Below are 14,829 nucleotides of genomic sequence, written 5' to 3'. Positions count from 1 at the left end.
TCGGAATATTCCAATCAGCCTGTAATGAGTTGAGTTGTATTACAATTTGATTTCTCCAAGAAAATGATCGAAGGTATCACCTCTCAATCCCAATCGGATAGTCTCCAACGGAATCACCTCCGAAGGGCTGATATTTCCAAGGTTCACATTAGCTCCGATCAGCTTGATAAACCAAACCTGTTGAGATTTGATAGGTGCTTCCCAGATGATTCTTTCTTCAGGGATCTGAGTAAGGATTTCTTCAACCAACCCTTGTCTCACTTCTCCAGAATCTCTGAAAAGACCCACGTTTCCGCCTTCTCTCGCTTCCCCGATTACTTTCCAAGCGCCCGCATCCAATTCTGTCTGCATCTGCTCAATCCACTTATACGGAGGAATGATCTTAGCTGCATCCTTGGATCCCACTTCGGATAGCACCGTTACTTGCTTGGCTAGTGTAGCTATGTATTCACACTTCTTGTCATGATTTAGAGAAATAGAACCATCCGACACCTCAGCGAAGGAAAGATCATATTTATCCAATACTTTTCTATAATCGTCAAATTGACCTCGTACGATAAAAGCTTCGAAAAGAGTACCACCCAAATAAACTGGAATACCAGCTTCTTTATAGATGGCAAGTTTTTCGTTGAGGTTTTTGGTCACATAAGATGTAGCCCAACCAAGTTTTACTATATCTACAAAATCGGAACAACTTTCTACAAAATCTTCTGTGGCACGTAGGCTTAAGCCTTTGTCCATGGCCATGGTAAATCCTTTGGTTCGTGGCTTTTCAGTCCGAACAGGGATATTATTCAGCTCATAATTCATTAGCGAGGTTTTAATGTTAAGACTCGAGGTTTTCCTCTCGATATTGGGCAATAATCTTGTATAAGGCCTTTTGCTGCTTCAGCTCTGGCATCAAATCATACATGATCGTATGCTTTTCGAAGTCCAAAGTTAACCCATTTTCCAAAAATGAAAACGCCTCTTTATAATTGCCCATTTTAATTAGGTATACCACCAGGCGATAATACAGCTCTGCCTCCTCCGGTATTTCTTCTATTCCCTCCCGAGTTACGTCTATAGCTTCTTCAAAGCGATTCTGTTCAAAATATATAAGTGCCAGATTCACATAGGTTTCCAGAATTCCCGGTTCCAAATTGATGGCTTCTTCGTAGGCTTCTGAGCTGGCTTGCATATTTCCCAAATTGAATTCTGCATCACCAAGTCCAACCCAATAATTTGAATTTTCTTTTGTGAGATTGAGTGCTTTTTTGAAATAATGTATGGCTTCGAAGTATTTTTCCTTCTTCAGCATGCACATTCCTAGTCCAAACCAAGCATCGTCGTATTCTTCATCAAACTTTGCAGACTTTTTAAAATACTTGAAAGCCTCATCTATTTTTTCAAGTTTTTCATAGGCGGCACCCATGTAACAGCAATTTTCCGCATTTGCTCCTTCACAGTTAATCGTATTTTGGTATGCTTCCAGCGCCAGCTCATATTGCTGGGTATTCATCAGCGCATTTCCAAGGTTGAAATAAGCCGAGGCAAAGCTGTCATCAATGATAATTGCATAATCATATGCTTTGATCGCTTCTTCAAATCGGCCAAGGCGGTTATAAACTACCCCTAAGTTGTACCAAGCGCCTGCACTGTAAGGATCCTGATCAATGAACTCCTGGTAAAATTCTAGGATTTCATCAAAGGAGCCCTCCTCTTCAGTGATCATCGCCAACTGAAATAGGGCGTCTTCGTGATTGATACGGTTTTTTACAGCTTCTTTAAAATAAAAGCTCGCCTTTTCATTATTGTTTTGAACACGATAAAGGTTTCCAAGTGAATAGAATACCTCTGCTTTGTCTTCTGCTAAGGGCAGGTAGTTCTCCAAAAGTTCTATTCCTTCTTTTGGCGTTCCGCTAAGAATATAAGCATTTGCCAATGCAAGAATTATTTCTTCGTTGTTCGGAGAAATATTATTGATATTTTCCAAAATCTCCTGTCCTTCTTCCAATTCATCATTGAAAATCAAACATTGGGCTTTCAGGAGCTTAATTTCTACCGAGAAAGGAAATCTTTCCAATGAAAATTCGGCTGCGCGTAACGCCTTCAGGAATTTCTGTTGATCAAAGTAAAATCGGATAATATCCTCCAATTCTTCTTCCTCGAAATAAAGGTCCAGATTGGATTGTAGGGAATTTTCAAATCGCTCTACCAGCTTCTTGTCATTTTCCCAATCGTGATCGTGATCTCCGGTCATTAGGATGCGTTATGGTTTATTTAATTTACCAATAAATTTGGTCTCTCAAAATCTGGATTTGTTAAATTTTATTTCTGATCACGAGAGAATAGCACCCTCTATGCTTCAGACTTTGCTTACCAACGAACAGGATCAAAAATAAGTTTACTTTGACCACTCAAAGGTATCTTCCAGGCTATGATAGGAGGTTCTTAATAACTTGTTGACTTTGCTGCTATCGAAAAAAACTTTTTGTTGTGAAATCATGGCAGTCTTCCTATTCAGAGGGCTTTTACTCAGCCCTATTTTTCTAAGCGTTGTATTGAAGAATACTGCAATTTTTAACATCAAAGGACTTACTGCTTTACTAGGTGCTTTTTTCCCGTAAGTCAAGGCCATTTTCTCAAAAAATTCTTTATACGAAATGCTTTCTTTGTTTAAAATAAACCGCTCGCCCCAAGCTTCTTTATATACCAAGGCTCTCACTTGCTGTGCCGCATCACGCACATCTATATAATTCAAATCTCCTTCAGGATAATAGGTGTGTTCATCGATGACATAATGGTATAGGTCGGTGGAGGATCGATCATCGCTGATCTTCCCCAATAATATCGAAGGATTTACAACAATCAAATCTATTCCTTCCTGCTCTCCACGCCAAGCTTCCAGTTCAGCTAAATACTTAGAAACACCGTAATCTGTATTAAGTGGAGACTCCACCCACTTAAAGTTCTCATCAAGATGCTTTAATTCAGGACTTCGCCCTATCGCGGCAACAGAACTGACATGTACCAACTTTTTTACTCCGGTGTTCAACATGGCATTGACTACATTAGTAGTGCCAGTCATATTAATTCGATAAAGGCTATCTTTTTCGCCTGGGTCAAAAGAAACCTTACCTGCCGCATGGATCACCAAATCAATCCCATTCATAGCTTCTTCTAGCGATTCAATATCCGAAAGCTTCCCTTCATGCCAAATTATAGGAAATTGCGCCTCATCAATTAACCTTGTAGAAGAGCTTGCCCTACGCAAACCATGTATTTCTCCAAGAGTAGCAAATTCCTTCGCTAAATAGCTACCAAACAATCCCGTAATGCCTGTGATGAGAATTTTCATTGACTTTTATGCAAATCAAAGAGAGCAATTAAGCAATTCTAGTTGCTTCAATTTTTGGTACAATTTTGATTTCGGAAGGCTTTCCATCATATCCAAATAGCGTGGATTATGGCAGTCGGTCCCTAGGAACCTAACTAGTCCAGTCTCCACCAGCATTTCTCCAAAGTCCTTTACAGGTTTGGAATAAAACCCAGTCAGGGATAATATGTTTACTTGAAAAAGTATTTGTCTATCAGTAAGGTCCTGAAGTAACCCCTTATCTGAAATCAGGTATTGGTATCGCTCTGGGTGGGCTAGAATTGGTTTGTAACCCGCCATTTCAAGTTGAAAAAGTATTTCCAATAGCATTTGAGGCTTATTTATAAAGCCTGTTTCTACGAGAATATAGTTATTTCCAAATGTCAGAACCTCTTCTCCATTTTTAATTTTCTCCAAGAAAATCTCATCCATGTAATACTCCGCAGCAGCCTCTAATTCAATAGAAATACCTTCTTTCTTAACCGCTTTGCGTAAATCCTCAAGCCCCATATTGATTATTTCCGGCGTATTGCGATAATACTCAGACATAATATGTGGAGTGGTGATTATTTTTCGCAAGCCATAATCAGCAAGCCGTTTTATCAAATGGAGCGATTCCTCCATGGTCTTAGATCCGTCATCTATTCCCGGAATCAGATGCGAGTGCATATCCACCTGTAACCAACTAAGGTCAAGGTCCTCAATCACCTCTGGTTTTCTTTTAAATAGATCTAAAAATCCCATTACAATCCTCCTTCACTAATCTTAAATTCTTCTAACGTGGGCCAAACAGCATCTTTATCCGATGTGATCGGGTCTTTCACTTGCCAATCAATGGCTAATGCTGGGTCATTCCAAAGAATTCCCCCTTCGCTAGCTTTATGATAATAATTAGAGCACTTGTAGGCGAATATCGCATCATCCAAAACTGAAAAGCCATGCGCAAATCCTGCTGGAACATACATCAGATTATTTCTGTCAGCATCAAGAATAGTTGAGTATTTCTCACCAAAGGTCGAAGAATCTCTTCTCAAATCTACGATCACATCGAGCACCTTCCCTTGTATAACTCTTACTAATTTCGCCTGAGCATATTCACCTTTCTGAAAATGTAATCCTCGGACTGTCCCTTTCTGGGAATAGCTCTGATTATCTTGCACCCAGTCATGCACTACACCTTCAGAATGCAACCAATCTGCTCGATAGGACTCAAAGAAATAACCTCTTTGATCCTCAAAAATCCTAGGAAATACCTCTAGTACACCTGCTAAAGGTGCTTTTATTATTTGGGCCATGGGGTGAATATTGATACTGGCATTGAAAGGTAAAATAACCAAGAGACAAAACACTATCCTAATCAATTCTAAGGAAATATGTCGAACTTTGTTGAATCCGATGCTAGAAATTCTAAAAACAGTACTTTAACTGGTGGTTTTTACGATAATAAGGAAACTAATTTCAAGTTTTCCGCATTGTTTTGACATAGAATACAAAATATGAGTAAACATTCCCGAAAAATCCAAAAACTTTACGAAACAGCTCCGAAAGAGGAAACTGCCATTTTAGTAAGTGTGGTGAGACAATATCAAACTGAGCAACAAACTGAGGAATATTTAGATGAATTAGCTTTTTTGACTGAGACCTTAGGTGCAAAGACTGTCTATCGCTTTACCCAAAAAATGGAAAAGCCTGATATCAAGACATTTGTTGGTACTGGTAAACTTGAGGAAATCGCTGCCTACATTAAGCATTTTGAAGTAGATATGGTCATATTCGATGATGACCTCTCACCTTCTCAAATGAGAAATCTTGAGAATGAACTTAAGGTGACTATCTACGACAGATCCTTATTAATCTTAGATATTTTCTTAAATCGCGCGCAATCTGCTCAGGCTAAAACCCAAGTAGAACTGGCAAGATTCCAATATTTGCTTCCTCGATTGACGAATATGTGGACTCACTTAGAGCGGCAGCGAGGAGGAACTACCACTCGAGGCGGAGCAGGTGAAAAGGAGATAGAAACGGATAAGCGAGATATCCGAGGAAGAATTACACTCCTCAAGGAAAAGCTTCGTGAAATAGAAAAACAAGGAGAAACTCAGCGAAAAGGCAGAAAGGGGATTGTCCGAGTGGCCGTAGTTGGCTATACCAATGTGGGTAAAAGCACATTGATGAACTTGATCACCAAGACAAATATTCTAGCTGAAAATAAGCTTTTCGCAACGGTAGACTCTACTGTCAGAAAAGTAGTACTTGAAAATGTACCTTTCTTACTGTCTGATACAGTTGGATTCATTCGAAAACTCCCTACGCATCTAATTGCAGCATTTAAATCTACACTGGATGAGATCCGTGAAGCGGACTTACTTGTGCATGTGGTAGATATTTCTCACCCTCATTTTGAGGATCACATTGCTGTCGTTACTCAAACGCTCAATGAGATCAAAGCAGGAGATAAGCCTACCCTACTCGTTTTCAATAAAATCGACTTAGTAGAAACTATGCCTAGTGAGGAAGAAAGTATGAAGATGACAGAGCTTGAACTCGAAGAAGCAAACTTTATTGATTTTGAGGCGCTTGCAGACGCATATCAGAAAAAAACCGGGATCCCACCAGTATTCATGGCCGCAGTAAATGGTCAGAATGTGGAAGGTTTTCGCCAGGCATTGATAGCAGAAGTAAAAAAGCAGCATCGAAAAATATATCCTCACTACCTAGAGGATCAAACATTTTCTCTAGAAGAATAAAAATTTCTGATTGGGTATTAATTCTGTTGATACCCAATTTTTTATTACTTCTCCCTATTCTTTTCTATTATTATTTTCCCTATCCTCACTATAATTTTTGACCTTTTTCTTTAGCTAACCATACAAGTATGAGTTCTGAGTATTCTCAATATGACATATTTTTTGAAATAACACCTGACCTCGTATGTATCGCAGGTTTTGATGGATATTTCAAAAAAGTAAATCCGGCAGTTATAGATGTCTTAGGCTATAGTTATGAAGAGTTATATGCAAAGCCAGTAAATCACTTCGTGTTCGATGAGGATAAAGAAAAAACAGCAATGGTAAGAAAATCATTGTTTAATTCTACGCCTCTAGTTGATTTTGAAAATAGATATGTAACCAAATCAGGAGAGGTGGTGTGGCTTTCCTGGACCTCCCAACCAATAGAACAATCCAAATTAGTTTTTGCAATAGCGAAAAATATTACCCAAAAAAAAGAGCTTGAAGCTGAAAGAAACACGCTCTTGACCAACTTAACTGAGATCAATAAAGATCTTCGACATATTGGCCACATGACTTCCCATGATCTCAGGTCACCAGTCAATAACTTACTCTCTATTTATGAATTATTAGATTTTTCAAAAATCACAGACAAGGATACGCTGGATCTCATGGAGGTTTTTAAAATTTGCTGTGAAGACTTAAGAGAGAAGCTTAATTTTTACTCTAAAGAGCTCAAAGACAAACAATCACTTTACATTCCATTTGAAGAAATTGACCTCAATAAAATCGTTAAAAAAGTCTCTAAATCAATCAGTTTACTGATAAAAAATTCTAACGCAACAATTTCGAGTGACTTTTCAGAGGTAAAGAAAATCCATTCCAACCCAAATTACCTAGAAAGCATTTTTCTGAATCTGATTACCAATTCAATTAAATATAAAAAGCCCGGAATTCCTCCAGTGATTACAATTACCAGCAAACTCGTAGAAGACAAAATCCAACTTTCCTTCACGGACAATGGCCAAGGTTTTGATTTGGATAAAGTAGGAAATAAACTCTTCGGTTTCCAGCAATCATTTCATTCTAAAAAAGACAGCACTGGAATTGGTCTTTATTTAGTTTATAATCACGTAAAGGGCTTGGGCGGTACAATTGAAGTAGAAAGTATTCCTGAAGAAGGGACCACCTTTCGAATTTCACTAAATGCATATCATTAACCCTGCCTAATTCTTTTGCTGCAAATTATTTCGAAGCCAAAGACATTACAGGACAGATAGACCAATTATACTTTATTATTTGGTCTCGTGATGCATTAATTACAACTTAGCACTGATGAAAAAATCTCTATTTAAACTTCTTATTATCAGTTTAGCTTTTTTCGCTTGCTCTCAGAAAAGTGAAATTGGAAGCTCCATCAGCACAGATTCTGAACAGATTATGGCTGGAAAGTCTCTATTTGAAGCTAACTGTAGCACCTGCCATAGTTTTGACCAAAATGGTATAGGACCGAATTTAAGTGGTTTAACACATACTATAGAAACCGAGTGGATAAGAAATTTCATTAAAAATCCTTCGGAAGTAATCCGTTCTGGCGATCCGCGTGGGGTGACCCTGCTAGAGCAGTATAAGGCAATTATGCCTCCTTTTGAAAGTTTCACCGAGAAGGAGCTTGACGCAGTTTTAAGTTACCTCCACACATTTGCAGCCCTCCCTGACACCGTTCCGATGGTTGGACTGAAAGATCCTATTCCTGATAGCATTCCTGATTCGGGGGTACGGTTAGCTATTGAATATTTTGCGCAGCTTCCTGCTTCAGATCCCAAAGCTCCAATGGCAAAAATGACCAAAATGGAGCCTGAGCGAAATTCAGGACGCTTATTTATCAACGATCAACGGGTCGGATTATATGAGTTAATCGATGGAAAGCCAAACCTCTACCTTCCAATCACTGAGTATAAATCTGACCTCGTGAGCAAACCTGGATGGGCTACTGGCTTGGCAAGTTTTACTTTCCACCCGGAATTCGATCAAAATGGGATTTTCTATACTGCACATACAGATGCGGGTGGATCACAAATTGCCGATTATGGTTATTCTGACACCATTCGAGTTTTCATGCAGTGGGTAGTAACGGAGTGGAAAGCTGAGGATCCGACAGGTGCCGTATTTAAAGGAACTGACAGGGAATTACTTCGGATTGATATCCCTACACAGGCTCATGGGATGCAGGAACTGACATTCAATCCCCACGCAAATAAAGGCGATGAGGATTATGGATTGCTATATATTGGATTCGGTGATGGCGGTCTGACTGAAAAACGAGCCGCTTATCTTTCGGACAATAAGGGGACTAAAGTATATAGCAGCATTCTCAGAATTGATCCACAAGGGAATAACAGCCCAAATGGTAAATATGGAATTCCACCAGGCAATCCTTTTGCAGAAGAAGAGGGAAAAGCTGGAGAAGTGTATGCTTATGGATTCCGAAATCCCAATCGTGTGTTCTGGGATGCTGATGGAAATATGTTTGCCACAGATATAGGTCAACATTCAGTGGAAGAGTTAAATAGAATAGAACCAGGCAAATTTTATGGATGGCCGATTCGGGAAGGTCGATTTATCATTAATCCTTATGGTAAGTTTAATGAGATTTTTGCGTTGAATGAAGATGACGGGAATTTTGGAGTGACTTATCCGGAAGTCCAGCTCGATCATGACGAACTGGCGGCTATATTCGCAGGATATGAAATGCCCTATGGAGCCCTGAAAGGGAAGTTTATTTTTGGTGATATTCTTTCAGGAAGACTCTTTTTCACAGACCTCAAGGATCTGGGGAAAATGAAGGTTCAAAGCTGGGGAGTCACAGTAGACGGTAAAGAGATGACTTTGAGAGAGTTGGTGCAGAATGACAGAGTAGATCTAAAATTCGGCCAGGATGCTGATAACAACATTTATATTATGAGTAAAACAGAAGGTAAAATTTATAAAATCTTGCCTTAATAGGAATTCTCAATATTATTTGACCCTCCACAAACAGCAAAGCCAAATTTTTTAATAGAGAGAAATCTCTATCTCGCTCAGAATGAGTTTGTAAAAAAAGTTTAACATTTTTTTGGAACACAGATTTTTTTGTTTAAAATTGGTCAACCAATTATTGGTCAACCAATTTAAACCCATGGAAACCTTAAGTAATTTTAAAACAATTAAGCTTGATCATCCTGTAGATATTATTATCAGTCAAATAAGAGATTTGATTATTTCAGGCGAACTTAACGCGGGTGACAAGCTTCCTCCTGAGCGCAAACTTTCCGAAAAACTAGGCATCAGCAGAACTTACGTCAGAGAGGCTATTAAGAAACTTGAGTTTTACGGGATAGTCAAAACCCACCCACAAAGCGGAACTATCATCGCAGGTCTGGGAATCACAGCTTTAGAAGGATTGATCTCTGATGTCCTGAAAATGGAAGGAAGTGATTTTCATTCCTTGATAGAGACCCGATTGATTCTTGAATCTCAAACAGTGAGGCTCGCAGCAGAGAGACGGACTGAGGAAGATATTGAAGCGCTACAGGAAGCATTAGATCTCTACGAAGCCAAAGTAAAATCAGGAGCACAGGCCATAGATGAGGATTTACTTTTTCACATCAAAATCGCTGAAGCCAGCAAAAACAATGTGCTCAAATCGCTGATGCTTATTGTCACTCCTGATATTCTGACACATTTCACTAAACATAATGTCTGTGGTGGAGGCAAGCCATTTGGGGCTTTGCAGGAGCATAAAGAAATCCTTACCCATATCATTAATCAAGACACAACAATGGCAGAATTCGCCATGAAAAACCACCTATCTGAAATCATAAATAAAAAATGAGTAGCCTATGGTAAAAAAAATGGTGGACAGAATCCACCAAATTTCACATCAGGAATATTAAGTACTACTGTATAAAGATTGTCGAGGTCCTAACCGTAGTCTCCCTAATGGATAGTCAAATTTAAGAAAAATTCGCTAGCTATTAAATTACTTACTATCCCTGGTCTCCTACAAAAAAATTTTCTAAACAAAACCCAAAAAATGAGACAACCATTACCTAATAAAATTTGGAATGGGCAGGTGATTAATCTTCAAATTCTAACCTTATGCATTTGCCTTTTAATCGGCAATGTAGCCCATGTTCAGGCTTTTCAAAGCCAATCTGCCAATACGATCACAGGCCAAGTGAATGACGCTCAAGGGCTATATATTCCAGGAGTAAACATTCTTGTAAAAGGTACCACTACTGCAACGGTATCTGACCTAGACGGTAAATTCCGTATCAATGCAAGTCCCACTGACATCCTAATTTTTTCCTTTATTGGATACACGACAGTAGAGATGGTAGTAGGTAATCAAACCCAGCTCAGCATAGTACTTGATGAGGATCAAACTCAACTAGACGAAGTTGTAGTAGTAGGGTATGGAACCCAAAAGAAATCTCATCTCACTGGTGCAGTATCTAAGTTTGAAAACACCAACTTGGGTGATTTGCCAATCTTACAGGCAGATCAAGCCCTTCAAGGGAAAATAGCAGGTGTACAAATTCAGAATACTACTTCGGAAGCAGGCGTTTCTCCATCCATTAGAATCCGTGGCAATAGCTCAATAGGAGCTAATAATGAGCCTCTAGTAGTAGTGGATGGTTTCCCTACGCCAGACGGTCTTTCCTTTATCAACCCTAACGACATCGAATCAATCGAAGTCCTCAAGGATGCCGCTTCTGCAGCTATCTATGGCTCTAGAGGTGCAAATGGTGTCATCATAGTAACTACCAAAAGCGGAGTAGCAGACAAGCCGACCTTTACCTTCAAGATGTTTTCTGGCGTGAAAAGTCCCTATAAACTCCATGACATGCTTACATCCAAAGAGTATGCAGAGATGTTGTGGGAAGAGGAAACTAGAGGAGGAGCGGCACCTACTATTCATGAGCAAGCCGCTTGGTCTGTGGAAAACGAAACTAATTGGCAAGAAGAAGGACTTCGACAAGGGGTAGTTAGCAGCTATCAGTTAGGGGTTTCTGGAGGTAAAAAAGACATCACATACCTAATCTCTGGCGGTTACAATGACGAAAAGGGTATGCTTATCAATAACGATTTTGAGCGATTAAACCTCAGAATGAAAATGGATGCGAAGTTGAATAAGGTGTTGAAAGTTGGGGTAAATATTAACCCTTCTTATACCAAGCGTATTCTTCCAGCTTCCAACTTCACGGATTACTTCAGAACGCCATCTTTCATGCCTGTAAGACATAATGAAGAGACTTCTGCTCTTACTGGAATTCCTGTCGGTGAGTATGCACATGGACGTCATTTCAGCAATGTCTTGTATGAATTCACAACTCCTCAGGGTATAGATGTGTCTACTACTTCTGCTAGACCTTGGAGCACATCAAACAACAACCCAAAGTTCATTTCAGATAACGATTCGCGTGTAGACAACCAATACCGACTGCTAGCATCTACTTATTTACAGATAGACCTGGGTAAAAATCTATTCTTCAAAGCTTCTCAAGGTGCTTATATCACCAACAGAGTACAGGAAGAATACAGAAATGAAGGTACTAATAGAGCTGGAGATCCTAACAGAGGGTCTTATGAAACAAACCTTCGAATCGACCTCCTTTCAGAAAATATATTAAGCTACAACAAGAGCTTCGGGGATCACGAAGTGTCAGCAGTAGGTGGTTTTACAGCTCAAAAAGTAACCAATACCTATTCTAGTATTGTAGGAACCAACTTCCCAACGGACTATGTCCCTACGTTGAATGGGGCAACGGTGATTGATTTGGTAAATACCTACACCTTAAAGGATGAAACATTATTGCTTTCTTATTTAGCTAGAGCTAGCTATTCCTACAAAAACAAATACTTATTCTCAGCAAGTGCAAGAACTGACGGAAGTTCACTTTTCGGTCCAGACAATAAATGGGGTTGGTTTCCATCAGTTTCGGCAGGATGGGTGCTATCTGAAGAAGGTTTTTTGCAAGGAAATAGCGTGATAGATCTTCTGAAATTAAGAGCAAGCTACGGTGTCACTGGTAACAACGACATCGAGAATTATGCTTCTGTAAATAGACTTTATCCCGAAAATTATGCCTTCGGAGCTGGGACAGGCACGTTAACTCCAGGGCTAGCTCAGTCAGGCAGCACACTTGCCAATAGATCCATCGCATGGGAGCGTACTTTCTCTACCAACATTGGCTTTGACATCGCATTTCTCGAAAATAGGTTTAGCCTTTCGGCCGAATATTATCAGTCTCAGACTGACCAATTGCTACTTAGACAGCCTACTCTGGCAATTACAGGGTTTACTGAATTCTGGAACAACATAGGTAAAATTCAGAACAACGGGTTTGAATTTGAAATGAACTTAAATAACGTCAATAAGAAAAACTTCCAATGGTCAACCTCACTAAACCTATCTTCTGTAAAGAACAAATTGGTTGAATTCAGTGGTGAGGACAGATTACTTTCCTACGGAGAGCGAAATGAAATCTACCTAGCTCAAGTCGGTCAGCCTTACATCCAATTCTTTGGTTATAAAGCAATTGGTGTATGGAACTCTCAAGAAGAAATCAATGCAAATGCTAGCAATAGCTTGGACCGCCCAGGAGGATTAAGATTGTTGGATGCCAATGAAGATGGTATCATCGATGACGATGATCGCGTTGTATTAGGAAATCCATTCCCAGACTTCACCTGGGGAATTACTAACAACTTCAACTTCGGCAATTTTGACTTGAGCGTGCTGATCCAAGGGGTACAAGGGATAGATGTTTTCAATGGTGATGGTCACTACAATGAGACCAAAAGAACCAATAGAAAATATGTGGAAAACAGGTGGGTATCGGCAGAGTCTCCAGGGGATGGCGTCACACCATATAGCACGAATGGCATTGGATGGCAGTTTACCGATTACATGATCGAAGATGGGTCTTATGTCTCTGTTCGAGATATTGTTCTTGGATATAATTTCCCTCAGTCAATTACAGAAAAAATCAAATTGAAAGGCCTGAGAGTTTATGGATCCGCTCAAAATGCCCTTTACTTCAGCGCAAAAGGCTATCGTGGAATCAACCCAGAGGCGAGATCTACTTCCTCACAATATGCTTCTCCGCTGGTAACAGGGTATCAAAGAGGCTCTTTTCCAGTACCTAGAGCTTTTGTATTCGGTATAGATGTCAGCTTTTAATCTTGATCAACATGAAAAAAATAACTAGAAATATCTTCGTTTGCCTGGCTTCGCTTGGTTTGTTTACTGCTTGTGATTTAGACCTTCAGCCTATCTCTGAGATAGGCGAGGGAAACTTCTATCAAACAGATTTAGATTTCAATACTGCAATGGTAGCTGCATACAATGGCATGCAAGCACCCATTCTCAATGAGTGGGCGATGACAGAATTGAGATCTGATAATACACGTCTCCACAACTCGCAAACTGCGAGCAACATTTATATCCCACTTCGGGAGTTGGACTTGATGACCTTCACAGCAGAGCAGCCTAATATCTACGAGTATTGGGCAGATACCTATCAGAATATCTCTCGCGTAAATACTGTATTAGATCGACTAGATGATATAGAAAGTCAGTCCCTTCGTGCTCAACTTGAAGGTGAAGCTTCATTTATTCGAGCATATCATTACTTCAACTTAGTAAGATTATTTGGAGAAGTGTATTTGGTCGATTCGCGAATCTCTGCGCAAGAAGCCAAAAATCTGACGCCAGCTAGTGTGGACGCACTTTATTCTTTTATAATCTCAGATTTGACCGCTGCGGCTTCCTTGCTCCCAACAAGCTATCCAGCAGAAAGTGCCGGAAGAGCAACTTCTTGGGCTGCAAAAGGTCTTTTGGCGAAAGTGTATAGAACTCAACGCAAGTTTACCGAGGCAGAAACCTTACTAGCAGAAGTGATCGCCGGAAGCGGAGCGGCTTTACTTACTGGAGCTAATGGCTACCAGCAAGTATTCTCCACCTCCAATGAGCTAAATAAAGAGATCTTGTTTGCAGTGCGTTTTAAAGCAGGTGGGTTGGGAATTGGTTCTCCATTAGCAAATTACTTCGCACCTCAGAATAGCGGTTCTTTTGTAATCAACGGAGATGGAAACCACTTCAATAAACCTACAGATGAATTAATCAATCTGTATGATTCAGCAGACCTGCGTCAAAATGTAGCGTTTCAAAGAGGATACATAGGCGCAGGTGGAAATTTTGTAGAAGATAATTTCGTCTATAAATTTTATTCTCCTGTCTCCATCAGCCAAGATGCAGAAAATGATTTCCCAGTGCTTAGATATGCCGACATCCTCCTGATGTACGCAGAAGCGCTCAATGAAAACGGAAAAACGGCTATGGCACTGACCTATTTGAATCAAGTGCGAGAGCGAGCAGGCTTGACTGCTTATACCATTGAAGAGGTTGGTTCTAAAGACGCATTTACTGAAAAATTACTATTAGAAAGAAGGTTGGAATTTGCCTTTGAAAATCAGCGATGGTTTGATCTAGTACTATATAATATGGTAGAAGAAACGCTAAATACACAATATGAAACCGAAGTATTCTACTCTGAATATACCTTCGGAATCAGTCCAGTACAATCTGACAAATTACTGCTTCCACTACCTCAGCGTGAAGTAGACATATTTAATCAGGGCAACTAAACCTATGTAGATAGATACGGTCGGTCTGGTTTACCATGGGGGTTTCCA

General features: G+C 39.8%; 11 protein-coding genes. 6 read left to right on the top strand and 5 right to left on the bottom strand.

The window, feature by feature from the left end; genetic code table 11:
• Nucleotides 1-39: 39 nt before the first annotated feature.
• The 5 genes from QOL76_RS13565 to rfbC all read right to left on the bottom strand — a co-directional run bounded on the left by QOL76_RS13565 (nucleotide 40) and on the right by rfbC (nucleotide 4,653).
• The gene (locus QOL76_RS13565; protein ID WP_283413511.1) at nucleotides 40-810 is read right to left on the bottom strand and encodes a phosphosulfolactate synthase; all 771 of its coding nucleotides are present in this window, start codon (nucleotides 808-810) and stop codon (nucleotides 40-42) included.
• A gap of 16 nt (nucleotides 811-826) precedes the next feature.
• Complete coding sequence (locus QOL76_RS13560) at nucleotides 827-2,242, bottom strand: tetratricopeptide repeat protein (protein ID WP_283413510.1); 1,416 nt, start codon at nucleotides 2,240-2,242, stop codon at nucleotides 827-829.
• 144 nt (nucleotides 2,243-2,386) lie between these two features.
• Nucleotides 2,387-3,340 carry an NAD-dependent epimerase/dehydratase family protein gene (locus tag QOL76_RS13555; protein ID WP_283413509.1) on the bottom strand — a complete coding sequence of 318 codons (954 nt, stop codon included), beginning with the start codon at nucleotides 3,338-3,340 and terminating at the stop codon, nucleotides 2,387-2,389.
• Nucleotides 3,341-3,355: 15 nt separating this feature from the next.
• The gene (locus QOL76_RS13550) at nucleotides 3,356-4,102 is read right to left on the bottom strand and encodes a tyrosine-protein phosphatase (protein ID WP_283413508.1); all 747 of its coding nucleotides are present in this window, start codon (nucleotides 4,100-4,102) and stop codon (nucleotides 3,356-3,358) included.
• The gene (gene rfbC, locus QOL76_RS13545; protein WP_283413507.1) at nucleotides 4,102-4,653 is read right to left on the bottom strand and encodes a dTDP-4-dehydrorhamnose 3,5-epimerase; all 552 of its coding nucleotides are present in this window, start codon (nucleotides 4,651-4,653) and stop codon (nucleotides 4,102-4,104) included. The genes QOL76_RS13550 and rfbC overlap by 1 nt, the downstream gene beginning before the upstream one ends.
• A 201-nt stretch (nucleotides 4,654-4,854) precedes the next feature.
• On the opposite strand from rfbC, the gene hflX reads away from it, so the two are divergent.
• The 6 genes from hflX to QOL76_RS13515 all read left to right on the top strand — a co-directional run bounded on the left by hflX (nucleotide 4,855) and on the right by QOL76_RS13515 (nucleotide 14,781).
• Entirely contained in the window at nucleotides 4,855-6,105 is a 1,251-nt protein-coding gene (gene hflX / locus QOL76_RS13540; RefSeq protein WP_283413506.1) for a GTPase HflX, read from the top strand.
• Nucleotides 6,106-6,233: 128 nt separating this feature from the next.
• Nucleotides 6,234-7,307 carry a PAS domain-containing sensor histidine kinase gene (locus tag QOL76_RS13535; RefSeq protein ID WP_283413505.1) on the top strand — a complete coding sequence of 358 codons (1,074 nt, stop codon included), beginning with the start codon at nucleotides 6,234-6,236 and terminating at the stop codon, nucleotides 7,305-7,307.
• 115 nt (nucleotides 7,308-7,422) lie between these two features.
• The gene (locus QOL76_RS13530) at nucleotides 7,423-9,090 is read left to right on the top strand and encodes a PQQ-dependent sugar dehydrogenase (RefSeq protein ID WP_283413504.1); all 1,668 of its coding nucleotides are present in this window, start codon (nucleotides 7,423-7,425) and stop codon (nucleotides 9,088-9,090) included.
• A 175-nt stretch (nucleotides 9,091-9,265) separates the two neighbouring features.
• On the top strand, nucleotides 9,266-9,961 hold the full coding sequence (locus QOL76_RS13525; RefSeq protein ID WP_283413503.1) for a FadR/GntR family transcriptional regulator: 696 nt from the start codon (nucleotides 9,266-9,268) through the stop codon (nucleotides 9,959-9,961).
• Between the two features lie 201 nt (nucleotides 9,962-10,162).
• Nucleotides 10,163-13,315, top strand: a complete 3,153-nt coding sequence (locus QOL76_RS13520) for a SusC/RagA family TonB-linked outer membrane protein (protein WP_283413502.1) — start codon at nucleotides 10,163-10,165, stop codon at nucleotides 13,313-13,315.
• Between the two features lie 11 nt (nucleotides 13,316-13,326).
• Nucleotides 13,327-14,781 (top strand): RagB/SusD family nutrient uptake outer membrane protein, encoded by a 1,455-nt coding sequence (locus tag QOL76_RS13515; protein ID WP_283413501.1) that lies wholly within the window; start codon nucleotides 13,327-13,329, stop codon nucleotides 14,779-14,781.
• Nucleotides 14,782-14,829 lie beyond the last annotated feature (48 nt).

Source organism: Algoriphagus winogradskyi (assembly GCF_900182815.1).
Classification (GTDB): Bacteria; Bacteroidota; Bacteroidia; order Cytophagales; family Cyclobacteriaceae; genus Algoriphagus; species Algoriphagus winogradskyi.
Note: the sequence above shows the minus strand (reverse complement) of the source record. Positions and strands in the feature narration are given on the sequence as shown.

Coding starts and splice junctions, on each gene's coding strand:
- QOL76_RS13565 (WP_283413511.1), bottom strand. CDS start 810: ATGAATTATGAGCTGAATAATATCCCTGTTCGGACTGAAAAGCCACGA.
- QOL76_RS13560 (WP_283413510.1), bottom strand. CDS start 2,242: ATGACCGGAGATCACGATCACGATTGGGAAAATGACAAGAAGCTGGTA.
- QOL76_RS13555 (WP_283413509.1), bottom strand. CDS start 3,340: ATGAAAATTCTCATCACAGGCATTACGGGATTGTTTGGTAGCTATTTA.
- QOL76_RS13550 (WP_283413508.1), bottom strand. CDS start 4,102: ATGGGATTTTTAGATCTATTTAAAAGAAAACCAGAGGTGATTGAGGAC.
- rfbC (WP_283413507.1), bottom strand. CDS start 4,653: ATGGCCCAAATAATAAAAGCACCTTTAGCAGGTGTACTAGAGGTATTT.
- hflX (WP_283413506.1), top strand. CDS start 4,855: ATGAGTAAACATTCCCGAAAAATCCAAAAACTTTACGAAACAGCTCCG.
- QOL76_RS13535 (WP_283413505.1), top strand. CDS start 6,234: ATGAGTTCTGAGTATTCTCAATATGACATATTTTTTGAAATAACACCT.
- QOL76_RS13530 (WP_283413504.1), top strand. CDS start 7,423: ATGAAAAAATCTCTATTTAAACTTCTTATTATCAGTTTAGCTTTTTTC.
- QOL76_RS13525 (WP_283413503.1), top strand. CDS start 9,266: ATGGAAACCTTAAGTAATTTTAAAACAATTAAGCTTGATCATCCTGTA.
- QOL76_RS13520 (WP_283413502.1), top strand. CDS start 10,163: ATGAGACAACCATTACCTAATAAAATTTGGAATGGGCAGGTGATTAAT.
- QOL76_RS13515 (WP_283413501.1), top strand. CDS start 13,327: ATGAAAAAAATAACTAGAAATATCTTCGTTTGCCTGGCTTCGCTTGGT.